The organism is Brevundimonas sp. EYE_349 (genome assembly GCF_023147505.1).
Lineage (GTDB): Bacteria > Pseudomonadota > Alphaproteobacteria > Caulobacterales > Caulobacteraceae > Brevundimonas.
Map to the genome: position 1 here is coordinate 159,065 of NZ_JAHXPB010000007.1, position 24,029 is coordinate 183,093.

Genomic DNA, 24,029 nt, shown 5'->3' on the forward strand with positions numbered 1-24,029 from the left:
CTTCCACCCGTTGTCGCCATCCCGGTATGGATGCTGGCCACAAGGGCGAGGATGACCGCCGGCGTTTCAGACCGCCTATTTCGCCTTCAACCGCTGCAGGGCGTCTTCGGCCTGGTCGCGGTGGCGGCGTTTGATGTTGGCGCCCAGGGTGGCGATGATGGCGGCGATCACCGCAGCGTCGTCCGTATAGCCGATGCCGGCGAAGACATCGGGAATGGCGTCGATGGGCATGACGAAATAGGCCAGGCCGGCGAAGATCATGCCCTTGGCGGGCAGGGGGGTCTCGGGATCGCGCGCCGCATACCAGGCGGCCAGGGCCTGGTCCGCGAAGGGGATGCGGGCGGCCGTGCGCCGGATCTTGGGCCAGAAGCCGCGCGTCACACGCATTTCGTTGACCTTCACGACGGACGGGACCAGCGCCTTGTTCGGGTCGATGGCGTCGGCGGGATCGGCGGGTTTGGCTTTGGCGGTCATGGCCGCTAAATCCTCAAACGAAACTCAGGTTCAACCTAATATAGGAACGATCAGGATGAAACTCGACAGCAGCATCGCCGCGGTGGTCACGGGCGGGGCCTCTGGACTTGGCGAGGGCACGGCCCGCGCCATCGCCGCCACCGGCGCCAAGGTCGCCCTGTTCGACCTGAACGAAGAGCGTGGCGAGGAGGTCGCCAAGGAAATCGGCGGCGTCTTCTGCAAGGTGGACGTGACCGACGACGCCTCGGTCGCGGCCGCCTTCGAAAAGGCGCGCGCCGCCCACGGCCAGGAGCGTCTGACCGTCAACTGCGCCGGCATCGCCACCGGCCAGAAGACCGTGTCGCGCAAGAAGGACACCGGCGAGATCCGCGCTCACGACATGGCGGCGTTCGAGCGCACGGTTCGCGTCAATCTGTTCGGCACCTTCCGCGTCCTGTCGCAGTCGGCGGCGGGCATGGTCACGCTGGAGCCGATGACGGACGGGGAGCGCGGCCTGATCGTCAACACCGCCTCGGTGGCGGCTCAGGACGGCCAGATCGGCCAGGCGGCCTATTCGGCGTCCAAGGGCGGGGTGTACGCCATGACCCTGCCGGTCGCGCGCGACCTGGCCCAGGAAGGGGTGCGCTGCAACACCATCCTGCCCGGCATCATGTGGACGCCGATGATGGCTGGCATGGACCAGAAGGTTCAGGACAGCCTGGCCGCCGCCATCCCCTTCCCCAGCCGCCTGGGCACGCCGGCCGACTATGCGTCTCTGGTGCTGGAGCTGGCCCGCAACGTCTATATCAACGGCGAATGCATCCGCCTGGACGGGGCCATCCGACTGGCGCCGCGCTGAGGCGCAGGGGGCGAGCGCAGGGGCTGGTCGTTTTTTGCAAATTCACTCTTGCAGGACCGATCAACCCTCCGCTATACGCCCCCTCCTCGACGGGGCGCACACGTAGCGCCTTACGGATTGCGGGCGTAGCTCAGGGGTAGAGCACAACCTTGCCAAGGTTGGGGTCGAGAGTTCGAATCTCTTCGCCCGCTCCAGTCGAGATAGCTAAGGCTATCAAGAGGTTAGGCAGAGGCGGTCCTTCGGGATCGCCTCCCTCCTTTTTCCCTGCCGCTACCACACCGCTACCAAATGCCCCTTGGTTTCCCGTGTCTGCCTGCTTGGGCCGGAGTGGATTGCAGTGAAATCGGGTGAAGCGCCCTGAAAAAGCATGCCGTCTCGTTTGTCGAACTCGAGCCTCGCCTCGCGTGAAGGCGCGGCACTGTTGCCTCCCTGGTGGGGCTGCTGCGTTCCTGCCTAGACCGTCGCGGGGTGCGATCAGATCCGATGGCCGTCACCAACTTCGCCTTGCGCTCGGGTTGAAATGGCTGCTCTCGGCACCCTGCCCTGAGCTCTGACGCTCGCGCTACTTTGGGCCAGCGCGAGATTCGATGACTGAAGTACCCTGATCCCGAAGAGCTTGGGCCTAAACGACGAAGAGCGGAGCAAAGCCGCCGCCCGGGGTTCTGAAATTTGTGGTCTGGCCCTGATAGAGACGCGCCGCGTTCGCCAAGGCTGCGCCCTCGTAGGTATAGAGCCGGACGTCCAGCTTCAGGGATTGAATTTCGCCGTCGACCTTGACCAGACGTTCACTGGGCTTGGCGAGTTCCTGGGCGATGTAGCCGCCGAGCTGGATGTCCGCCCATACCCGCCTTGTGATCTTGTCGCCCCGATAAACGGCTTTCCCGCCATGACCTCCGGCCGGCTTAAAGAAATGCCGGTTGCGTTCCGCCCAGAGTTCCTCCGCGTTTTCGGCTGTCACCAGGCGTGTCCGCGGGATCGCCGAAAGGCTGCGCTGGTGGTGGGTCGCGAGCCCCCAACCGGCGACCATGACCGCGTCCGACAACAGGCTGAGATTCCGCTTGTCGGCGAACAGAGCGTGATTGCGGGGGTTAGGGGTCAGCACGACGGCGTCGTCGAGATAGGCCTGGCGCAAGGCTTCGTGCCCGGCGGCGTCGAGGGCGAAATCCACCAGGCGGTTGTAGACAAGATCCACAACTTGGCCGTCATGCTCCAAGCGACCCTCGCGCATGCGGAGTTCGGAGGGATCAACGATCCAGGCCTTCACACCGTGCCGCTCTAGGACACCCTGCGCCAGCAGAAACTCCGGGAACAGAAACTGATCCTTGGGGGCGTCATCAACGATAGCGACCGTGCGCGGCTGTCCGGACCGTCCCTGCAGAGACCATTCGTGCAGGAACATTCGCCAGGCAGCGGTTTCAAACGCGACGGACGGGCTGGAGCCCGTGGCTTCACGGGCCTCCCGGCAGCATGCGCCCTGGGCGCGAGCGAACAAGGCGTTCAGGAATGCGCCCCCGGCGTTCGTATTCACCTCGATAAGTTTGGGGCCGTCCCCGCCCAAGTGAAAATCATAGCCCATGAAAACTCCGCGCGGGCCGAAGTCCGGGCGAGCGATCGCCGGCGCCCAGCGCAGAACCCCGTCTTGATACGCCGGGATCGTCGCTGCGGCTTCGATGGCGGCGACGACGTCGAGCATTGCCCTGAGGTCGACCGCCGATATGAAGACGGGTCCGCCCGAGAACAGGTTGGGCGTCGAAGCGAGAAGCGCACCGACGAGCTCCGCATTGTCGGCTTCCGCGCTGACGGCCGCCATCAAGCTGGTCTGGTCCAGGGTGACGCAGAAACAATCCCTGTTGAGCCTAGCGACACGGTCGCCTTCGTCCAGGTCTCCGATTTCACTCATCAGGGTGCTGTGGCCCTCTGACGTGAGAAAGCAAGGCTTAGCCCGAGACGGTGGCCTCAAGATAGGCGTTCTGCGAATTTGAACCGCCCTTCCGTGAGAGTGATCCGGAACCTCGCCGGTGCGCTAAAATTGCCCTTGATAAAAATGATCGCGACAGCCGACTTTTTTGGAGGGGCCGGGCGTCGCCCTGCGTAAAGCTATGTTCAACGCCAACGTCTTGAGCTCTGTGGCTTTTGCGCTGCACCATCGCTTTTGCGAACAAGTTTGGCCACGCCTTGAAAAAGCCACGTCCAACCCTTGGTTCCGATAAGGCGGGAGTTTTATTGCGCATTATCGTCTTTCCGAGCAATTATTTTATCGTATTTGCTTCCTTTTAGCAAGGCGAAGAGAACTTCTGACCTCTTAATATGTCTATACATGTCTTGACTCGACGTAGTGAGGGTCGGAGCTTTGTCCGCACAGGGACGGCTATCGGGAGCTGAACCGGCAAGGGGAACCACGATGAACCGTATGAGAAAGAGGCTTTTGTTCGCAGGTGCGGTCATCACCTCGACCCTGGGTGCTGCGGCCGCCTCGGCCCAGGATGCGACCACCAATATCGATGAAGTCGTCGTGACAGGGACCCGCATTAAACGGGCGGACATCAGCGGCGTCGGCCCCGCCACGGTGATCACCGAAGAGCAGATCGCCAACACCGGGATCACGAATCTCGAGAACCTACTGCAGCGCTTGCCGGCCTCTGCAGGCAACGCCGGGGGGCAGACCAACGCCTATTGGACCGGCAACGGCTACGGCACCGCACAGGTTAATCTCCGCGGCCTCGGCATCAACCGAACTCTGACGCTCATCAACGGCCGTCGCGTGGTCAATGGGGGTACCGGCGCCAACAGCGCACCCGACCTGAATATGATCCCCACCGCGATCATTCAGCGTATCGACGTCCTAAAGGACGGTGCCTCGGCGATCTACGGCGCCGACGCGGTCGCAGGCGTGGTCAACATTATCACAGCCAACGACTTCGAAGGCCTCAAGCTCTCCGGCAAGTACGGCATCACAGACGAGGGCGATGGCCAAGACTACACTCTAGACCTGCTCTGGGGAATCCACAGCGACCGGGGTCGGGTCGTCGCCGGCCTGTCTTATCAGCAAACCGAAGCGGTCAATCTGGCTGATCGCGCCGCTTGCGGACTCGGCGAAGTTGGCGGTCAGCTGGTCTGCGTATCGAGCGCCTCGACGATCGGCGGGCGGGCCGTATTGCCAAACGGTCAGCAGATCAACTTCAACCAGACGCCGGGCGGAAACGGGAATTTCTACGAGCCGTATGACGCCGCCAAGCACAACTTCAACTCCAACTCTTATCTGAACGCGGTCTCCCCGATCGAACGGTTCAGCACGGCCTTCCTTGCCGACTACCGGTTGACCGACAACGTCACCCTGTTCGGAGAAGCCTTCTTCACCCATCGCAAGAGTAATCAGGTGGCCTCGCCCGGAACGCTGCGAAACCTGGCCATCCCCGCCACGAACCCGACGAATCCGACGGGTCAGAACATCACGCTCATCCAGCGCCGACTTCTGGAACCCGGCCCGCGCCAGTTCTTCCAGGAGACGGACACCTATCGTTTCGTAGGAGGCGCGCGGGGCGACTTCATGGGCGACTGGAGCTGGGAAGTCGCCGCCAACTGGGGACGTAGCACCGGTGTCGACGGCAGCACCAACGTCGCCAACCTGGAGAGGGTTCGCAACACGCTCAACACGGCGGTTTGCAGTTCCGCCGCCGGCGCGGCCATTCCCTGCGGCGACTACCTCGGCTTCGGAGACATCAGTCCCCAGGTCCTCAACTATATCCTGTTCACCTCTCGCGACACCGGCGGCAACGAGCAGCGCAGCGTCACCGCCGACGTGACCGGCACGGTGCTGCAGCTTCCCGCCGGCCCTCTCGCCATGGCCGCAGGCCTCGTCTACCGTGAGGAGGAAGGCTACCGGAATCCGGATGCGCTGACGGTGCTCGGCATCGCCAACACCAACCAGCAGTCGCCCATTGCGGGCAGCGTCACCGCCAAGGAAGCCTATCTGGAGCTGTCCGCACCTCTGCTAGCGGACTTGCCCTTCATCCAAGCGCTCGATCTGGACGCCGCCGTTCGCTATTCGGACTACAACCTGTTCGGCGACAACACGACCTACAAGCTGGGTCTCAACTGGACGGTCATCAACGACCTTCGGTTGCGGGCGACCTTCGGCACGGGCTTCCGTATCCCGAGCGTTCCGGAACTGTTCGGCGGTGTCGCCGAGGGCAATCTGACGACGACCGATCCGTGCAGCCGCTATTCCACCAGCGCCAACGCCACCCTGGTCGCCAACTGTCGAGCTTCCGGCGTGCCGGCGAACTATGTGCAACTGGGCAACTCTATTCTGACGACGGTGGGAGGCAACTCCGCTCTTCAACCGGAATCGACCGAAACCCTCACGCTCGGCCTGGTCTGGCAACCCTCGCAGCTGTCAGGCCTGTCGATGACCGTCGACTATTTCGACATAAAGATCACCGATGCGATCCGCTCCATCCCGGGGTCGACCCGCCTGGCGGTCTGCTACGCCTCGGTCGGACTGAGCCATCCATTCTGCGGCCCGACGAACTTCACTCGCAGCACCCTAACGGGCGAGGTCAACTATCTGTCGGCTCAACCCTCCAACGCGGGTGAGGAACAGATGACGGGCGTCGATATCGGGTTGCGCTACGCCTTTGACCTCTGGGACCGTCAGGTCAGCCTCGACTGGAACACAACCTATCTCGACGAGTACACGATCACGCCGTTCCAGGGCGGGGCCCCCATCGAATTCGCCGGCCATATCGGCGGTGGCAACGGCGGCTATCCGCACTGGCGTTCGCTGGCCAGCGTCTCGGTGACAGACGCGCGTTGGACGGGCGCCTATTCGGTGCAGATGATCGGGGAAGCGACCGACTTCAACGCCGCACCGACGGACATCGGCTACACCTCGCCGAATGTCTTCTATCACAATGCGCAGTTCGCCTATCGCCTGGGAGAAAGCGCCGATATCGCCTTCGGCGTCGATAACCTGTTCGACAAGAAGGCTCCGTTCATCAAGAGCTGGACAGACGGCAACACCGACACGATGACCTATGATCTCCTGGGTCGCCGCGGCTATGTCCGTCTGACCTACCGCTTCAACTAAGTCTTGTGCCCGCCGGGTGGCTTCCAGCCGCCCGGCGGGTGCGTTTTGCGACCTAGCTTATCGAGAGACCGCCCATGCGATTGCCGGCCCTTGCCAGAACATCCCACAAGTGGCTCGGCCTTTTGCTCGCCATCCAGGCCGTGTTCTGGACGGCGGGCGGCCTCTACATGACGGCCGTCCATATCGACATTATCCACGGCGACCGTCTCGTGCGGCCTATCCCGGCCACGCCGTTGAACCTCGCTTCGCTGGTCGAGCCAAGCGCGCTCGCGGCGGGCGCCGAAACCGTCAGGCTCGAAACCCAGTTGGGGCGCCCGGTCTATATCATTGGCGGGTCCGGCGGGTCTCGACTGGTCGATGCGCAGACCGGCACGCAGCTATCGCCGCTGGGCGAGGCCGCCGTTCGGGCGCGCGCCAACGCGCATTTCGCCGAGCAAGGCGAAATCGTAGACGCCGAGCTCCTCAGCGAAGCGCCCGGGGAGTTGCGCGGCCGGCCCGCGCCCTTGTGGCGCGTGCAGTACGAAGGAGCGTGGAAGCCGACCCTCTACATCTCGCCCCAGACCGGGGAACTGATGGCCAAGCGCCACGACCTCTGGCGGACGTTCGACTTCGTCTGGATGCTGCACATCATGGACTACGAGACCCGGGACAATGTGAACAACATCCTGTTGCGCATCGCGACCTGGATGGCCTTCATCACCTCTCTCACCGGGGCCTGGCTTCTCTTCTACAGTTTCCGTCGTCGGCGCCGCGCGCGTCCGGCCAAAGCGTGAGGCCGCACCGATGTTCCTGATCCGCACACTCCACAAATGGGTCGGCCTCATCCTGGGCCTCCAGTTCATCCTCTGGAGCTTCAGCGGGGCCATGATGGCGCTGCTTGACACCGACAAGGTCTCGGGCGCGACCTCGGTGCGTGAACCCGCCGCCGTCGTCATTCCTGGCGCCGTTCTGCCGCTGGGCCAGGTGGCCGAGAGGATCGGCCAGCCGATCACCAGTCTTCGCTTGAAACCGCTGGGCTCAGCCTATGTCTACCAGGCGGCGACGCCCACCGGCGTCCGGTTGATCGACGCCGTAACAGGCGCGCCCCTCGCCATCGACGCCGGCCGGGCGTCCGCGCTGGCGACAGCCGCCTTCAGCGGCGCCCAGGCTGTCGCCTCCGTGCGAAGGGTCACCGAAGGCGACGTCGAAACGCGCAAACTGCCGCTGCCCTTGTGGCGGGTGGAGTTCGCCGATCCTGAGAAGACAACCCTTCTGCTTTCCGAGGCGACCGGAGAGGTATTGGAGCGACGCACCGACACCTGGAGGCTCTGGGACGTGTTCTGGATGATCCACATCATGGATTACACCAAGCGCGAAAGCTTCAACCACCCTCTGATCATCACCGTCGCCACGGGAATCCTCTGGCTGGCGATCAGCGGGCTGATCCTGCTGTTCCGCGCCTTCCGTCCCTCCGATTTCAGCTATGTCACGGAGCCTGTCGCCCGGGCGCGCACCGCCATCGCCTCCCGTCGTCGGTAAGCGAGGATTCGCCAAGTATCACAGGGCCGATATCGACACGCCGAGAGCGCGGCCGCCGACCTGAAGCGTTGGAGCCGCAGGGGCGAAGCCGCAGATCAGTCCGTCGAGGGCCCCCAAGGTGGTCCTTTGGTCTGACCTGGTCTCCTCGATGACACTGAGGGGTTCGAGCGCAATCAGGAGTGCGACGTCACCAATGGGGCGCCATCGGGCGTTTGACAGCCGCTCGACCTGCGAGCGAAAACGGCCTCGACGAACCATCACATTGAGGTCCACCACCGGCCCCCCGACAGGCAGGCCGTGACAGGCCCGATCGCCCGGAAAGATTGACGGCTCGGAGCGTGCGTTTATCGACACGGCGTGCCCTCCGCCGAAGGTAAGGCGCAGTCCGCCCTCGATCACCGTCAGGCAGCGTTCGACGCCGGGGAAGAGGGAGAAGGCGCCCGGCTCCCTGACCTCCGCCATGCTGACGCGCCAGTCGAAATCGTCGAGGCCGGCGCCCGGGGGCCACACCGCGACCTCGCGGGTGACGCCGCCCCCGTTCTTCCAAGGTGTGGCGGTCCGTTCCGATGCGGGAAGGACCGTGGTGATCATCCGAGAACGCCGGGCAGGTCGAGCCCTTTCTCGCGGGCGGTGTTCAGGGCGATGTCGTAGCCGGCGTCGGCATGGCGCATGACTCCGGTCGCCGGGTCGTTCCACAGCACGCGCGCGATCCGCCTGGCCGCCGCCTCGGTCCCGTCGGCGACGATCACCATTCCGGCGTGCTGGGAAAAGCCCATCCCGACCCCGCCGCCATGGTGCAGCGACACCCAGGTCGCGCCTGATGCCGTGCTGAGCAAGGCGTTCAATAGCGGCCAGTCCGACACCGCGTCCGAGCCGTCGCGCATGGCCTCGGTCTCGCGGTTGGGCGAAGCGACTGAGCCGGAATCAAGATGGTCGCGACCGATGACGATCGGGCCCTTCAGCTCGCCCGAGGCCACCATTTCGTTGAAGGCGAGACCGAGCCGGTCACGGTCGCCCAGTCCGACCCAGCAGATGCGGGCGGGAAGTCCCTGGAACTTGATCTTCTCGGCCGCCATGTCGAGCCAGTTGTGCAGGTGAGGATTGTCGGGGATCAGTTCCTTCACCTTGGCGTCGGTCCTGGCGATGTCCTCGGGATCGCCGGACAGGGCCACCCAGCGAAACGGGCCGATGCCCCGGCAGAACAGCGGGCGGATATAAGCGGGGACGAAGCCGGGGAAGTCGAAGGCGTTCGCGACGCCGGCCTCCTTGGCCATCTGGCGGATGTTGTTGCCGTAGTCGACGGTGGGCACCCCAGCCGCCTGAAAATCGAGCATCGATTGGACGTGTTCAGCCATGGAGGCGCGCGCCGCCTGTTCGACCTGATCGGGCGCCTGGGCGCGCATGGCGTTCCAGCGATCCACGGTCCAGCCCTTGGGCAGATAGCCGTTGATCGGGTCATGCGCGGACGTCTGGTCGGTCAGCAGGTCAGGCCGGACGCCGCGCCGGAACAGTTCGGGCAGAAGCTCGGCCGCGTTGCCAAGCAATCCAACCGAGATCGGAGTCTTCGCTTCGCAGGCTGCCTTGATCAGCGCCAGCGCCTCGTCGAGGTCCTCGGTCGATTGATCGAGATAGCCGGTCCGCAGACGCATGGCGATCCGGCTCGGGTCACACTCGATGGCGAGGCACGACGCCCCCGCCATCACCGCCGCCAGGGGCTGGGCTCCGCCCATGCCGCCAAGACCCGCCGTCAGCAGCCAGCGGCCCGACAGGTCGCCGTCGTAGTGCTGGCGACCCATCTCGACGAAGGTCTCATAGGTGCCCTGAACGATGCCCTGCGCCCCGATGTAGATCCACGACCCGGCCGTCATCTGGCCGTACATGGCCAGGCCCTTGCGATCGAGTTCGTTGAAATGCTCCCAGGTCGCCCAGTGGGGCACGAGGTTGGAGTTGGCCAGCAGGACGCGCGGGGCGTCGGCGTGGGTGCGGAACACCCCGACCGGCTTGCCCGACTGGATCAGCAGGGTCTCGTCGTCCTCGAGCCTGCGCAGGGTCTCGACGATGGTGTCGAAACTCTTCCAGTCGCGGGCGGCGCGACCGATACCGCCATAGACGACCAGTTCCTCGGGCCGTTCGGCGACATCCGGATCGAGGTTGTTCATCAGCATCCGCAGCGCCGCCTCGGTCAGCCAGCTCTTGCAGGTGCGCTCGGGGCCGCGGGGGCTGCGGATGACGCGGGTGGGGTCGTTGCGGTTCATGACGGGCTCGGAGTTTCAGCAAAGGTCAGGCAGGCCGTCAGGACGGCCTGCAAGGTGGCGCGTAGGGGCTCAGCCTGTTGAGGGTCATAGGCTGAGGGCCATGTCGTGGGGTCCGGCGCTTTGGCCGGGTCGTCCATATAGCCGCGACAGGCCAGCTCCATCTGGACGGCGTGAATCCCGATCTCGGGCCTGCCATAGTGTCGCGTAATCCAGCCGCCCCGGAATCGGCCGTTGGTGACGCGGGTGAACGCCCCGGCGTCGCAGGCGGCTTCGACCGCGCGGGTCAGGGCCGGATCGCACGAGAGGTCATCGTTGGTGCCGATGTTTAGATTGGGCAGTTCGCCGTTGAACAGGTTGGGAACCATCGATCGGATAGCGTGGGCGTCGTAGACGACGATGCGATCATGCTGGCGGCAGATGCGGGCGATCTCATCGCGCAGAGCGACATGGTAGGGCTCGAAATAGGATTGGCGGCGCCGCTCGATCTCATGCGCATCCGGACCTGCGATCTTGTACAGCGGCTCCCCGTCGAATGTCTCCCGTGGGCACAGGCCCGTGGTAAACTGACCGGGATACAGAGAGGCGCCCGAAGGGTCGCGGTTCACGTCGATGACGCTCCGACTCAGCCGGGTTCGCACCGTGGTCGCGCCGAGATCGGTCGCGAAGGCGTAAAGCTTATCGACCCACCAGTCAGCGTCCTTCGTCGCCAGCCAGGGCGAGACAAATTCGCCCACGAGTTCGTCCGGAATATCCGAGCCGGTGTGCGGGAGGCTGATGATCAGGGGTGCGGTTCCACGATGGATTTCAAGCCAGTCCATCAGCAGATCCCGGGAAGCGCGACGCCGGCCGCCTCGACCGCCGCGCCGGACCGTACCAAGGAGAGGGCGGCCTCGATGTCGGGATGGAAATGGCGGTCTTCGTCGAGATGCGGGACGCCCTCGCGGATCAGGCTGCGGACAGCTTCCAACGCGGTGCTCGACCCCAGTGGGCGATGGAAGTCGCAGCCTTGGGCCGCAGCCAGAAGTTCAATGCCGACGACGGCGTTGGCCGATTCGACCATCGCCAGAAGCCGCCTCGCGCCGTGGGCGGCCATTGAGACATGGTCCTCCTGATTGGCGGAGGTCGGGATGGAATCGACGCTGGCCGGATAGGCCTTCTGCTTGTTCTCCGAGACGAGCGCAGCGGCGGTCACCTGGGGGATCATGAAACCCGAGTTCAGCCCCGGCCGCGCGGTCAGGAATGCGGGCAGGCCGGACAATGCCGGGTCCACCAGCATCGCGATCCGCCGCTCCGACAGGGAGCCGATCTCGCAGATGGTGAGCGCGATCATGTCGGCGGCGAACGCGACGGGTTCGGCGTGGAAATTGCCGCCGGACAGGGCTTCGTCCGTGTCCCAGAAGATCAGCGGATTGTCGCTGACGCAGTTGGCCTCGATCGACAGGGTGGTGGCGGCTTGTCGCAGCACGTCGAGCACCGCGCCCATCACCTGGGGCTGGCAACGCAGGCAATAGGGATCCTGGACTCGTTCGTCGTCGACGGCGTGGGACGCCCGGATGTCCGAGCCGCCCATGAGGGATCGCAGCGCCGCCGCCGTCTCGATCTGACCGGCGTGACGGCGCAGGACGTGGATGCGCGGATCGAACGGGGTGTCCGATCCCTTGGCCGCTTCCGTGGACAGGGCGCCGGAGACGAGCGCGCTCTGGAACAAGGTCTCGGCACCGAACACGGCGGCGAGCGCATTCGCGGTCGAGAACTGGGTGCCGTTAAGCAAGGCCAGGCCCTCTTTCGGCCCCAACGTCAGGGGCTCCAGCCCCGCCTCGGCGAGCGCCTCGGCGGCAGGACGACGGACGCCCCCAGCCTCGATCTGGCCCACCCCGATCATGGCGGCGGCCATATGGGCCAGAGGCGCCAGGTCGCCGGATGCGCCAACCGATCCCTGGCACGGAATGATCGGCGTCAGGTTGCGGACGATCAGCGCCTCCAGCAAAGCGACCGTCTCTGGCTGCACGCCGGACGCGCCTTGGGCGAGGCTGGCCAGTTTCAGGGCCATCATCAGGCGGATCACCGGCGTTGGCGACGGGTCTCCTATGCCGGCCGCATGGGACAGGACGATGTTGCGCTGAAGCGTGGCCAGGTCGCCCGCCTCGATGCGGACGCAGGCCAGTTTTCCGAAACCGGTGTTGATCCCGTAGACTGGCTCGCCGCGCGCCAGGATGCGCTCGACCGCTGCGGCGCTGGCCCGGATCGGCTCGGCGGCGCTCGCGTGCAGGACGGCCCCCGCGCCCAGATAGACAGCGCGCCACTCGGACAGGCTGACCTCGCCCGGCTTCAGAGTAATCGTTTCGGTCATTGACCTCTCCAGACACGGACATGGAGCGGATTGAACCCCATGCGGTAGACAAGGTCGGCGGGCCGCTCGATGTCCCAGACGGCGAGGTCGCAGCGTTTGCCGACCTCAAGCGTGCCGATCTCGTCGAGTTGGCCCAAGGCGCGGGCGGCCTCGCGGGTGACGCCGGCCAGACATTCGTCGACCGTCATCCGAAACAGGATCGCGGCCATGTTCATCGTCAGCAACAGGGAGGTCAGCGGCGAGGTGCCGGGATTACAATCGGTGGCCAGAGCCATCGGAACGCCTGCCGTCCTCAAGGCCTCGATCGGCGGCAGGCGGGTCTCGCGCATGAAATAATAGGCGCCGGGCAGCAGGGTGGCGACGACGGCCGCCTGGGCCATAGCGGCGATCCCGGCGTCATCCAGATATTCGAGATGGTCGGCCGACAGGGCGCCGAATTCGGCGGCGAGCGCCGCGCCGTGCTGGTTCGACAACTGCTCGGCATGGAGTTTGACGGGCAGGCCGTGCGCCTTGGCCGTTTCGAACACCCGGCGCGTCTGGGCGGGGGTGAAGCCGATACCTTCGCAGAACGCATCAACCGCATCGATCAGGCCTTCGGCGGCGAGCGCAGGGATCATCTCGCGGCAGATGAGGTCGATATAGGCGTCGGCCTGGCCCGCGAACTCGGGGGGCAGGGCGTGAGCGCCGAGGAAGGTCGTGCGGATCGACACGGGGCGAAGTTCGCCCAGCCGCCGCGCCGCTTGAAGCGACAGCCGCTCGTGTTGAAGCGACAGGCCATAGCCGGACTTGATCTCGACGGTGGTCGCGCCCTCGGCGATCAGGGCGTCGAGCCTGGGCAAGGCCGTGGCGATCAGACCGGCCTCGTCGAGCGCGCGTGTCGCCGCGACCGTCGAGGCGATGCCGCCGCCCGCGCGCGCGATCTCCTCATAGGTGGCGCCGGCCAGCCTGACTTCGAACTCGTGGGCGCGGTCGCCGCCGTAAACCAGATGGGTGTGCGGATCGATCAGGCCGGGGGTGATCCACCGGCCCCCGCAGTCGATGATCTCGGCGGGATCAAACGAAGGTGCTTCGGAGGCAGCGCCGACGTGGACGATGAACCCGTCACGGGCGGCGATGACCCCATTCTCGACGATCCCGAGACCAGAAGCGTCGGGCGCGACCGTCGCCAGCCGTGCATTGGTCCAGACGCGATCACATTCCATGGTCCGCCATCCAACATCTCACAGGAATCGCTAGCCGACCGCCCCGGTATTGTATAGACATATTGCAGACCGATGAGGATTGTCCAGTGACAGTCGACGCCCAGAACGCCGCATCGCCAGAGACCTGGCTTTGGTTCGAGCACGCCCTACTCGACACGGGATGGGCGCAGTCCGTCCGTATCGGACTTCGCAATGGCTTGATCGATGTGATTCTGACCGGGGTCGTGGCCGAACCCGGCGACCACATCCATGTGACCGGCGTTCCCGGACTGTCCAATCTACATAGCCATGCGTTCCAGCGCGGTATGGCGGGGCTGGCCGAAGCGCGGGGACCATCGCGCGACAGCTTCTGGACCTGGCGTGAGACCATGTACCGCTTCGTCGATCGGCTGCGTCCCGACGAGCTGGCCGCTATCGCCGCCATGGCCTTCGCCGAAATGCTTGAAGGGGGCTTCACGCGCGTCGCCGAGTTCCACTATCTGCATCACGACCTCGACGGTCGGCCGTATGACAATGTCGGGGAGATGGCTGAGGCGATCGCGGCGGCGGCGGCGGAGACCGGCATCGCCCTGACGTTGCTGCCGGTCTTCTACGCCCATTCGGGGTTCGGTGGCGCGGCGCCTGCAGAGCCGCAGCGGCGGTTCGTCAATGATCTGAATGGCTTCCACCGTCTGATGCAAGCCAGTGAAAGGGCGATCTCGATCCTGCCTGACAGTGTCATCGGCGTCGCGCCCCACAGTCTAAGGGCGGTGACCCGCGAGGAACTCGGCGTTGTCTGCGGCATGACGCGCGGCCCCGTGCATATCCACATCGCCGAACAGGTCCGCGAGGTGGACGACTGCCTGGTCTGGTCGGGCGCCCGGCCGGTCGATCTGTTGTTCGACACGGTCGAGGTCGATCGCCGGTGGTGTCTGGTTCACGCCACCCACATGTCCGCCTCGGAGACCCGGCGACTGGCCAACAGCGGCGCGGTCGCCGGTCTTTGCCCGATCACGGAGGCCAATCTGGGCGATGGAATATTCCCGGCTGCGGCTTATTTGGCGGCGGGGGGCCTCTGGGGCGTAGGGTCGGATTCCAACGTCCTGATCGACGCGGCGCAGGAACTGCGGATGCTCGAATATTCCCAAAGATTGGGCGAACGATCGCGCAACGTAATGGCTGATGAAGCGGGCGGTTCGACGGGCGGCGCGATGTTCCGTGCGGCGCTCGCCGGCGGCGCGCAGGCGGCCGGGGATTCGATCAGTCACGGGCTGGCGGTCGACCAGGTCGCCGATCTCGTCGCCTTGGCCAACGAGTCAGGCGCGGACGAAAGGGTGTTCGGAGACGTCCGCCTCGATCAATGGATCTTCGCCTCGCGTGACCGCCGGGTGGACGCCGTCTGGCGGCGGGGTGGACAAGTCGTGAGGAATGGCCGTCATGTGGCGCAAGCCGAAACAACCCGGCGGTATGCTCGCGTGCTGTCGAGGATTCTGGACCTTGGGAACGCATGACCGGCGGCGCTGACACCACCCTGCACAAACGCATCCGCTCCGAGATCGCGGAACGGATTCTGTCAGGGGATTGGGCGCCGGGTCACCGCATTCCATTCGAACACGAACTGATGGCCCAATATGGCTGTTCCAGGATGACGGTGAACAAGGCGCTGACGCCTCTGGCCGACAACGGCCTGATCGTTCGTCGACGACGGGCGGGGTCGTTCGTCGCCCGTCCGCGCATCCATTCGGCGGTGCTGGATATCCCCGACATCCAGGCGGAGATCACGGGGCGAGGCGAGCCCTACGGATACGAACTTCTGTCTCGCAAGATCCGCACGGCGAGCCGGCGAGACAACAAGAGCCTGGAGCTTGCCGTCTCAGGCCGAATCCTCACCTTGCAGTGTCTTCACCGGGCGAGCGGGCGTCCCTTCGCGATCGAGGAACGGTTGATCAGTCTGAGCGCCGTACCGGCCGCAGAAGCGGTCGATTTCACCCGGACCCCGCCGGGAACGTGGCTTCTGGGGTTCGTTCCCTGGACCGAAGCCGAGCACAAGATCAGCGCGATCAATACGTCCAAGGCATCGGCCAAACTGCTCCTGATCGAACCTTCGGTCGCCTGCCTGTCGCTCGAAAGGCGGACATGGCGGGGAGACGACCCCATTACCCACGTTCGACTGACCTTCCCCGGGGAAGCCTACGATCTCGTCGCCCGTTTCGCCCCGAGAGGGGAAAAGGCGTAAGGGCCGGAGCCCGCGATCTATAAGCCGCTTCGCCTCAGGCGCCGTTGTGACGGCCGAAGGGGCGCGTCGAACCGTCGTGCAGGACGAGCAGGGTCGTATAGGGCTCGCGCCCGGCGGCTTCCATGCCCGGCGAACCGGCCGGCATCCCGGGTGCGCTGAGCGCGCGGGCGGCCGGGCGTTCGCGCAGCAGACGATCGACATCGCCGACGGGACGTGACCTTCGATCGCGTATGAGCCCACCACGGCGGTATGGCAGGACGCCATGGTGTCCGGGATACCGTGACGACGTCTGATGGGCGCCAGATCTTCAAGCTCGACGACCTCGACCGTCCACCCCGCCTGCCGCATGTGAGTGACCCATCCGCCGCAGCAGCCACACCATGGGGTCTTGTAGGCTGTCAGGCGCTTGGCCGGTGCGGCTTGGGCGGCCCCGCCGTTAAGGACGACCACGGAAAGACCCAGCATCAGGGATCGTCGGGAGGTTCGGATTCTCATCGGCGTGTTCTCCAGTTCGTCACGGGGCGACGAGACGATGGATGAGACTCAACGGCTTGGCGACCCAAAGCCCAGCGGTGCGACGCTGCGTCCCGTCCGGGGTTTCCTTGGTGATCGGGCTATCCGTTCGCCTTATGACCAGCGTGCGCTGCGCTCGCGAATCCACAGCCGGCCCGGCTTTTCGACCAGAAGGTGGAGAGCGATGGCGAGCGCGCACGTCGCCACGAACAGGCCGACCAGTTCCAGGGGTGTGATCCTGAACGCGCTGTCGATGCCGCGCATTTCGGCGATCACGCCTTTCCAGGCCACGATGACCGGCATGTGAACCAGGTACAGGGCGAAGGACACTTCGCCCGCGAACACCAGGGGCGGTGACGCCAGGACGCCCTCGCAATGGCTCTTGCCCAGCATGGACCAACTGAAGACGACCGGCGCGGCCAGGGCGACGATGATCCGGTCGTCCAGCGACATCTGCATGGCGGTCAGGAGCAGGATCGTCGACCCGAGAGCCAGGCAGACGACCGTGGCGCGGGACCAGGTCAGGCCGCGCCCCAGTCCGTGAAGCGCCATGCCGAGCAGGAAGGCGGGAACGATCCGCAGGATGCCCATGTCGTCCTCCGCGCGCGGCAGGACCTTTCCGAAAAACGTCCGGTAAACGGCGTCGATAAGGACGTAGGCGATCAGGCTGACGATCACCAATGCCCATGGTCTGCGCCCGAACTTCACGGCCAGGAAGGCGAATGCCGGGAAAAGCAGATAGGCGAACCACTCGGCGGAGAGCGACCAGGCCGGGCCGCTCCAGTTTTGGCCCACCGCGCTGGGAAACCATGCCTGAACCAGAAACAGGGTCTCGAAGAAGCCCCTGACGGTGAAGGTCGACGGGTCATAGCGGACGCCGAACGCCAACGCGCCCAGCACCATGACCAGCACACCCAGCAAGACGGTCAAATGAAGCGGATAGAGCCGCGCCAGGCGCGCGAAGATGAAGCGCCTGTAGCTGAAGGTCCCTGCCGCGAAGGACGGACCGTAGACATGGGCCAGGATGAAGCCCGACAGCATGAAGAAGGCGTCGACGGCGAGACGGCTGCGTTCAATGATCGGACTGAAGCCCAGGGCGGGGTCCCACTGGAGTTGGTAATGGAACAGGACCACGCCCAGAGCCAGAAAAGCCCTCAGGCTGGTCAGCGCGCGAAGATCGGCGGGATAGCCCTCGCGGGTCGGCGATACGGATGTCATTTGCGAGCCCCGCCCCGTACAGGACTCTCTGCCTGTCCAATGGACTACGCGCGCGGAACGGACATCCCTCACGCCGATCGGGGAAGGCGCCGTTCTGACGTGGGAGCCCTTGGCGGATCGGCGCAAGGGCGAGCGATCCTATCGGGACGCCCGGCCGAGAAGCGCGATCAACTCTGTCGCCTTGGCCTTCCGATCCGCAGGATCGTCGCCGGTCATGGCTCCCATCACACAGTGGTCAAGGTGATCTTTCAGCACCTCGCTCTCGACACGCAACAGAGCGGCCCGCACAGCTTGGAGCTGGGTGAGCACATCGACGCAATAGCGCTCGTCCTCGACCATCCGCACGATGCCGCGCACCTGCCCTTCGATGCGGTTCAGGCGGTTCAACACCTTGGGCTTTGTCTCTGCCTGCATCCGGGCCTCCGATCCAATAGGCTGGATATAGCGTGACCCGGACCTTGTCGCATACCCCCATAGGGTATAACTAGCATTCAGCCCTTCAAGGAGCCTGTCATGTCCTCGCCTTCTCATCCGCACGATCACAGTCGCTGTTCGACGGCGAAAGCGCCCGATGACGCAGGAACCGTGATCGACCCGGTCTGCGGCATGTCCGTCGATCCGGCGACGACGGCGCATCATGCCCATCACGACGGGGCCGATTATTCCTTCTGTTCTGCGGGATGCCTCACCAAGTTCGTCGCTGAACCCGGTCGATATCTTGATGAGAAGCGGACGCCCCCGGCGGAAATCCCCGGCGCGATCTACACCTGCCCGATGCATCCGGAGATCCGGCAGCCGGGCCCCGGGTCCTGTCCCATCTGCGGCATGGCGCTGGAGCCCGAAACCGTCACCGCCGTCGCACCCCCAAACCATGAGCTGATCGATTTCACGCGCCGCTTCTGGATCGGTCTCGTGCTGACCGTGCCGGTATTCGCGCTGGAGATGGGCGGGCATCTGACCGGCCTGGCGATGCGTATTCCGGGCCAGACGTCGAACTGGATCCAGTTCGCCCTGGCCACGCCCGTCGTTCTGTGGGCGGGCTGGCCGTTCTTCCAGCGCGGCTGGACCTCGCTGCGCACGCGCCGTCTGAACATGTTCACCCTGATCGCCATGGGCGTCGGCGTGGCCTGGGTCTACAGCGTGGTCGCAGTCTTCCTCCCCGCTCTTTTCCCGCCCGCCTTCCTGCGCATGGATGGAAGCGCGCCGGTCTATTTCGAGGCGGCGGCGGTCATCACCGTCCTCGTCCTGGTCGGCCAGATTCTGGAGTTGCGCGCGCGAGAACAGACGTCCGGCGCCATCCGCGCCTTGCTGGATCTGACACCCAAGACGGCCAGGCGGGTGCGGGACGATGGAACCGACGAGGATATCACGCTCGATCTGGTCATCGTCGGCGACCGGTTGCGCGTCAGGCCGGGCGAACAGGTGCCCGTCGACGGGGAGGTGCTGGACGGGCGGGTGTCCATCGACGAGTCGATGGTGACCGGCGAGTCCATGCCGGTGACGAAGGAGATCGGATCGAACGTCGTCGGCGGCTCGCTCAACAAGACCGGGTCTTTCGTGATGCGGGCCGACAAGGTCGGCGCGGACACGCTCCTGTCGCGAATCGTCCAGATGGTGGCCCAGGCCCAGCGCAGCCGCGCGCCGATCCAGCGGCTGGCCGATACGGTGTCGGGCTGGTTTGTTCCCGCCGTGATCGCGATCGCCCTCCTCGCGGCCTTGATCTGGGGATTGATCGGTCCGGAGCCCCGGCTGTCCTATGCCCTCGTCGCGGCGGTTTCGGTTTTGATCATCGCCTGTCCCTGTGCACTGGGGTTGGCCACCCCGATTTCCATCATGGTGGGCGTCGGTCGCGGCGCCCACGCCGGCGTCCTGATCAAGAACGCCGAGGCGCTCGAGCGTTTCGAAAAGGTCGATACCCTGGTCCTGGACAAGACAGGCACCCTGACTGAGGGGCGTCCCTCCGTGACCGCTGTCCGGCTCGCGACCGGGTTCGACGAGGTCGAACTGCTGCGGTTGTCGGCCAGCCTTGAACGCGGCAGCGAACATCCCCTGGCCGACGCCATCGTCCGGGCCGCGACTGAACGCAAACTTGTCCTCTCCGAAGCCAGCGAGTTCGACAGCCCGGTCGGACGCGGGGTTTCAGGGGTCGTCGACGGGCGGCGCGTGGCCCTCGGCAACGCCCGTTACCTGGGCGAAATCGGTGTCGAGGTCTCGGCGCTGGAAGCTGAAGCCGAGACGCTGCGACGCGACGGCGCCACGGCGATCTTCGCAGCCGTTGACGGCAAGGCCGCAGGCGTCCTCGGCATCGCCGACCCGATCAAGGCGACCACGCCCGAGGCCATCCGGGCGCTTAAAGCGGCGGGCCTGCGCCTGGTCATGATGACGGGCGACAACCGCACGACCGCCGAGGCCGTGGCTCGCAAACTGGGCATCGACGAGGTCCAGGCCGAGGTCTTGCCGCAGGACAAGGCGGCGGTCGTCGAGCGACTGCGCGCCGAAGGGCGGATCGTCGCTATGGCCGGGGACGGCGTCAACGACGCTCCGGCCCTGGCCGCCGCCGACGTTGGCGTGGCCATGGGCGCGGGATCCGACGTGGCCATCGAAAGCGCCGGCGTCACGCTTTTGGGCGGTGACCTTCAGGGCATCGTCCGGGCGCGAAGACTGTCGAAAGCGGTGATGGGGAACATACGCCAGAACCTCCTCTTCGCGTTCGGGTACAATGCGCTCGGCATTCCGATCGCGGCGGGACTGCTCTATCCCGCCTTCGGTCTATTGCTGTCGCCGGCGCTGGCGGCCCTGGCCATGGCCTTGTCTTCGGTCAGCGTGATCGGCAATGCGCTCCGTCTACGGGCCATAAAGCTTTGATCCGAGCCGGCGCGTCCTCGAAAGAGGCGCGCAAGCGGCTTCATTACGCATTTTGGCGCAGTCCCCCTCGCTGTCCGAACGCGGTTCCGGGTTTATTTAATCGGGTCGGAACCGTCGCCGTAACGCAGGATTACGAGGTTCAGGCGGCGGCCCGGACGGATCACGCCGGAAACCCGGACCATGCCGATGGATCGTCGGCGGAGGATTTTGACATGCAGCCGATGCAGGACACTCACGACATGAAGGGCATGGCTCCCATGAAGGGGAGCTACCGTTCGTTTGCGATCGAACTGACCCTCGATTTCATCATCATGTATCTGGTGATGTACACGATGATCGCGTCGCTCGATCATTTCTACCTCAACCTCAACAACGTCTACATGACCCTGATGATGGTTTCGCCGATGGCGATCCTCATGTTGGTTTTCATGCGCTCGATGTATCCCTCGAAGCGCACGAATGTCCTGATCGGCGGGGTCGCGGCGCTCGTATTCGCGCTCAGCTTCATCGGCATGCGGACCCAGGCCGGGGTGGGGGACAGGGAGTTCCTGCGCTCGATGATCCCGCACCATTCCGGCGCCATCCTCATGTGTCGGCAGGCTTCGTTGAAGGATCCCGAGGTTCGGGGTCTGTGTAACGAGATCGTTCAGGGCCAAGAGCGTGAGATCGCCCAGATGAAGGCGCTGCTCGCGCGACCGTAAGCCCCGGTAGGGCGCTCCGACCCGTTTTCCGCGGTCCTGCGTCAGCCTGTCGCGAGGGCGGGGAGCGCCGCCTGCGTAAACCCCTAGAGGTCCTCGCTGAAGAGCGAGACGGCCGCATGACTTTGAGGAGTATCCCATGAAACTCGATCGCCGGGCGCTGCTGCGCGGGGCCGTCGCCGGAGGCGGCCTGTTGAGCCTTCAGGGGCTGATGCCTGCCTGGGCGCAGACCGGATCACCCGGCCTGCGTTCGGACCTTCCGACCCTGAGCGGACCCGACATCGCCCTGACCGTCGGGCAGACGCCGTTCACCCTGAACGGCCGCACCGCGATGGCGACCACGATCAACGGCGTCCTGCCGGCGCCCGTGCTGCGTCTGCGCGAAGGCCAGAACGTCCGGCTGTCCGTGACCAACGGTCTGGACGAGGACACCTCGATTCACTGGCATGGCATCCTGCTGCCCTTCCAGATGGACGGTGTGCCCGGGATCAGCTTTCCCGGCATCCGGCCGCGCGAGACCTTCGTCTACGAGTTCCCCGTGCGGCAGTCGGGCACCTTCTGGTATCACAGCCACTCCGGCCTTCAGGAGGCCATGGGCCATTACGGTCCGATCGTCATCGATCCGGCGGGGGTCGATCCGATCGGCTACGATCGCGAACACGTCCTGGTCCTCTCGGACTGGAGCTTCATTCATCCCCACGAAATCCTCGAGAAGCTCAAGAAGAGCCCGGGCTATTTCAATCGGCAACGCACCACGCTTGCGGGCCTGTTGGACGGCAGCGACAGGATGAGCCTGGAAGAGCGTCGGATGTGGGGGCAGATGCGCATGGACCCGCGCGACATCCTCGACGTCAACGGCTCCACCTACACCTATCTGGTCAACGGCCATGGGCCGCAGGAGAACTGGACCGGTCTGTTCCGGCCGGGGGAGCGTGTCAGGCTTCGCATCATCAACGCTTCGGCGATGTCGATCTTCAACATCCGCATTCCCGGCCTGGCGATGACTGTGGTTCAGGCCGATGGCGAGAACGTCCGTCCCGTAGAGACCGATGAGTTTCAGATCTCGGTGGCGGAGACCTATGACGTCATCGTCCGCCCCACCGAAGATCGAGCCTACACCATCGTGTCCGAGGCGATCGACCGTTCGGGTATGGGGGTGGCGACCCTCGCGCCCCGCCTGGGCATGACGGCGGAGGTCCCTCCGCTCCGCGAAGTGCCCAATCTGACCATGAAGGACATGGGAATGGGCGGCATGGATCATGGGGCGATGGGCGGCCAGGCGATGGCCGGTATGGACCACGGCTCCATGGCCGAGATGACTCCCCAGACGCCGATGGCGGGCATGGACCACGGCGCGAGCCCGGCGCCGGCCGCCGGCGCCATGGCGGGCATGTCGATGGCCGGGATGAATATGCGCGACCCGGAAAATGCGCCTCCCAACATGGAGGTGGGTGTCGGCGTCGATGCGGTCGCCATGTCTCCGACCAACCGGCTCGGCGAGCGCCCGATGGGCCTGGAGAACGTCGATCACCGCGTGCTCGTCTATACCGACCTGGTCGCCTTGTCGCCGAACCGCGATCAGCGTGCGCCGAGCCGCGCCATGGAAATCCACCTGACCGGCAATATGGAACGGTTCATGTGGAGCTTCGACGGTCGCAAGTTCAGCGAAGGCGTCGAGCCTTTCCGGTTCGAGTTGAACGAGAGGGTGCGTGTCACCCTCGTGAACGACAGTATGATGGCCCACCCCATCCACCTGCACGGCCACTTCTTCGAACTGGTGACCGGCGGTCCCGCGGGTCACCAGCCGCTGAAGCACACGGTGAATGTGCCGCCGGGAGGCAAGGTCAGTTTCGATCTCACGGCGGATAACCCCGGCGACTGGGCCTTCCACTGTCACATGCTGATGCACATGCACGCAGGCATGTTCAACGTCGTCACCGTCCGCCCGATGGAAGGGGCCTCGTCATGATCCGCGGATCCATTAGCCTTATCCCATTGCTCCTGGCCGCCTCGGCCGGCCCTGTGTTCGCGCAAAGTCATGCGGGCCACGGAACGACGCCCGCGGCCGCGCAGGCTGCACCCGTTCTTCCTGCCGGTTGTGTGCGCCGCGGTTCGCCGACGGCGGATGCGGCCCGTATCGGGACGCCTGGCGCGCCGGTGTGTCCAGCCGGCTCCGTGCCGGAGCAGTCGCCGCCGGTCGCGGTCGACCCCCACGCAGGCCATGATATGGCGACGATGGGCCAGGCTCAGCCCGCTGCGGCTGCGCCCGCAGGTCACGACATGTCGACGATGAGCCCGGCTCAGCCCGCTCCGGCTGCGCTGGCAGGTCATGATATGTCCGCCATGGGCTCCATGCCCGCTGGCCACGATATGTCGACGATGGGCCAGGCTCAGCCCGCACAGGCGGCTACGGCCGGTCATGATTTGTCCGTCATGGGTCCGATGCCCGCCGGACACGATATGTCGACGATGAGCCCGGCTCAGCCCGCTCCGGCTGCGCCGGCAGGTCATGATATGTCCGCCATGGGCTCCATGCCCGCTGGCCACGATATGTCGACGATGAGGCAGGCTCAGCCCGCACGGGCGGCGCCGGCCGGTCATGATATGTCCGCCATGGGTCCGATGCCCGCCGGTCACGACATGTCAACGATGGGTTCGACCCAGCCCGCTCCGGCTGGGTCCGCAGGCCACGACATGTCCGCCATGGGCTCGATGCCGGCCGGTCACGACATGTCTACGATGAGCCCGGCTCAGCCCGCTTCGGCTGCGCCCGCAGGTCACGACATGTCGACGA

General features: G+C 65.3%; 18 protein-coding genes, 1 tRNA gene and 2 pseudogenes. 10 read left to right on the forward strand and 11 right to left on the reverse strand.

All coding sequences use genetic code 11. The features are described from left to right. Positions 1-75 precede the first annotated feature (75 nt). Complete coding sequence (locus tag KZX42_RS13720; RefSeq protein WP_248120138.1) at positions 76-474, reverse strand: YkvA family protein; 399 nt, start codon at positions 472-474, stop codon at positions 76-78. Positions 475-529: 55 nt separating this feature from the next. Here KZX42_RS13720 and KZX42_RS13725 point away from each other — a divergent pair, with 55 nt between their 5' ends. Together KZX42_RS13725 and KZX42_RS13730 are read left to right on the forward strand one after the other, a co-directional pair. After that, a complete protein-coding gene (locus tag KZX42_RS13725; protein ID WP_248120139.1) occupies positions 530-1,312 on the forward strand; it encodes an SDR family NAD(P)-dependent oxidoreductase in 783 nt (260 codons plus the stop codon). A gap of 119 nt (positions 1,313-1,431) precedes the next feature. After that, positions 1,432-1,506: transfer RNA gene (locus KZX42_RS13730), tRNA-Gly, on the forward strand. 428 nt (positions 1,507-1,934) lie between these two features. On the opposite strand, the gene KZX42_RS13735 is transcribed toward KZX42_RS13730, so the two are convergent. Then, on the reverse strand, positions 1,935-3,212 hold the full coding sequence (locus tag KZX42_RS13735; protein WP_248120141.1) for a hypothetical protein: 1,278 nt from the start codon (positions 3,210-3,212) through the stop codon (positions 1,935-1,937). Between the two features lie 501 nt (positions 3,213-3,713). Between KZX42_RS13735 and KZX42_RS13740 the strand changes: the two genes are divergently transcribed. From KZX42_RS13740 to KZX42_RS13750, 3 genes are all read left to right on the forward strand, one after another. Next, positions 3,714-6,401 carry a TonB-dependent receptor gene (locus tag KZX42_RS13740; RefSeq protein ID WP_248120143.1) on the forward strand — a complete coding sequence of 896 codons (2,688 nt, stop codon included), beginning with the start codon at positions 3,714-3,716 and terminating at the stop codon, positions 6,399-6,401. A gap of 74 nt (positions 6,402-6,475) precedes the next feature. Continuing rightward, positions 6,476-7,174 carry a PepSY domain-containing protein gene (locus KZX42_RS13745; RefSeq protein WP_248120145.1) on the forward strand — a complete coding sequence of 233 codons (699 nt, stop codon included), beginning with the start codon at positions 6,476-6,478 and terminating at the stop codon, positions 7,172-7,174. Positions 7,175-7,184: 10 nt separating this feature from the next. Continuing rightward, a complete protein-coding gene (locus tag KZX42_RS13750; RefSeq protein WP_248120147.1) occupies positions 7,185-7,919 on the forward strand; it encodes a PepSY domain-containing protein in 735 nt (244 codons plus the stop codon). Between the two features lie 18 nt (positions 7,920-7,937). Here the strand turns inward: KZX42_RS13750 and KZX42_RS13755 are convergent, their stop codons facing one another. The 5 genes from KZX42_RS13755 to hutI are packed head-to-tail and all read right to left on the reverse strand — an operon-like array spanning position 7,938 to position 13,726. Further along, entirely contained in the window at positions 7,938-8,510 is a 573-nt protein-coding gene (locus KZX42_RS13755) for a HutD family protein (protein WP_248120148.1), read from the reverse strand. Continuing rightward, a complete protein-coding gene (hutU, locus tag KZX42_RS13760) occupies positions 8,507-10,174 on the reverse strand; it encodes a urocanate hydratase (RefSeq protein WP_248120150.1) in 1,668 nt (555 codons plus the stop codon). Before hutU ends, KZX42_RS13755 begins: the two co-directional genes overlap by 4 nt. After that, complete coding sequence (gene hutG, locus KZX42_RS13765) at positions 10,171-10,992, reverse strand: N-formylglutamate deformylase (RefSeq protein WP_248120152.1); 822 nt, start codon at positions 10,990-10,992, stop codon at positions 10,171-10,173. Before hutG ends, hutU begins: the two co-directional genes overlap by 4 nt. Beyond that, positions 10,992-12,536 carry a histidine ammonia-lyase gene (hutH, locus tag KZX42_RS13770; RefSeq protein ID WP_248120225.1) on the reverse strand — a complete coding sequence of 515 codons (1,545 nt, stop codon included), beginning with the start codon at positions 12,534-12,536 and terminating at the stop codon, positions 10,992-10,994. The genes hutG and hutH overlap by 1 nt, the downstream gene beginning before the upstream one ends. Further along, positions 12,521-13,726, reverse strand: coding sequence for an imidazolonepropionase (hutI, locus tag KZX42_RS13775; RefSeq protein WP_248120154.1), 1,206 nt, complete (start codon positions 13,724-13,726; stop codon positions 12,521-12,523). The genes hutH and hutI overlap by 16 nt, the downstream gene beginning before the upstream one ends. A gap of 86 nt (positions 13,727-13,812) precedes the next feature. Here hutI and KZX42_RS13780 point away from each other — a divergent pair, with 86 nt between their 5' ends. Continuing rightward, complete coding sequence (locus KZX42_RS13780) at positions 13,813-15,216, forward strand: formimidoylglutamate deiminase (protein WP_248120156.1); 1,404 nt, start codon at positions 13,813-13,815, stop codon at positions 15,214-15,216. After that, the gene (gene hutC / locus KZX42_RS13785) at positions 15,213-15,941 is read left to right on the forward strand and encodes a histidine utilization repressor (RefSeq protein ID WP_248120159.1); all 729 of its coding nucleotides are present in this window, start codon (positions 15,213-15,215) and stop codon (positions 15,939-15,941) included. The genes KZX42_RS13780 and hutC overlap by 4 nt, the downstream gene beginning before the upstream one ends. Positions 15,942-16,104: 163 nt before the next feature. On the opposite strand, the pseudogene KZX42_RS17360 reads toward hutC, so the two are convergent. From KZX42_RS17360 to KZX42_RS13800, 4 genes and pseudogenes are all read right to left on the reverse strand, one after another. After that, positions 16,105-16,197: pseudogene (locus tag KZX42_RS17360) on the reverse strand (hypothetical protein); the annotation flags it as partial. After that, positions 16,171-16,436: pseudogene (locus KZX42_RS17365) on the reverse strand (DUF411 domain-containing protein); the annotation flags it as partial. The pseudogenes KZX42_RS17360 and KZX42_RS17365, both read right to left, overlap by 27 nt. Before the next feature lie 132 nt (positions 16,437-16,568). Continuing rightward, a complete protein-coding gene (locus KZX42_RS13795) occupies positions 16,569-17,672 on the reverse strand; it encodes an acyltransferase (protein WP_248120160.1) in 1,104 nt (367 codons plus the stop codon). A 138-nt stretch (positions 17,673-17,810) separates the two neighbouring features. Next, positions 17,811-18,086, reverse strand: a complete 276-nt coding sequence (locus KZX42_RS13800; RefSeq protein WP_248120162.1) for a metal-sensitive transcriptional regulator — start codon at positions 18,084-18,086, stop codon at positions 17,811-17,813. Between the two features lie 99 nt (positions 18,087-18,185). Between KZX42_RS13800 and KZX42_RS13805 the strand changes: the two genes are divergently transcribed. From KZX42_RS13805 to KZX42_RS13815, 3 genes are all read left to right on the forward strand, one after another. Next, on the forward strand, positions 18,186-20,537 hold the full coding sequence (locus KZX42_RS13805; protein ID WP_282438953.1) for a heavy metal translocating P-type ATPase: 2,352 nt from the start codon (positions 18,186-18,188) through the stop codon (positions 20,535-20,537). Next, positions 20,534-21,238 (forward strand): DUF305 domain-containing protein, encoded by a 705-nt coding sequence (locus KZX42_RS13810; RefSeq protein WP_248120164.1) that lies wholly within the window; start codon positions 20,534-20,536, stop codon positions 21,236-21,238. Before KZX42_RS13805 ends, KZX42_RS13810 begins: the two co-directional genes overlap by 4 nt. 136 nt (positions 21,239-21,374) lie before the next feature. Continuing rightward, positions 21,375-23,204: a copper resistance system multicopper oxidase gene (locus KZX42_RS13815; RefSeq protein ID WP_248120166.1), complete on the forward strand. Its 1,830-nt coding sequence runs from the start codon at positions 21,375-21,377 to the stop codon at positions 23,202-23,204. Positions 23,205-24,029: the final 825 nt, after the last annotated feature.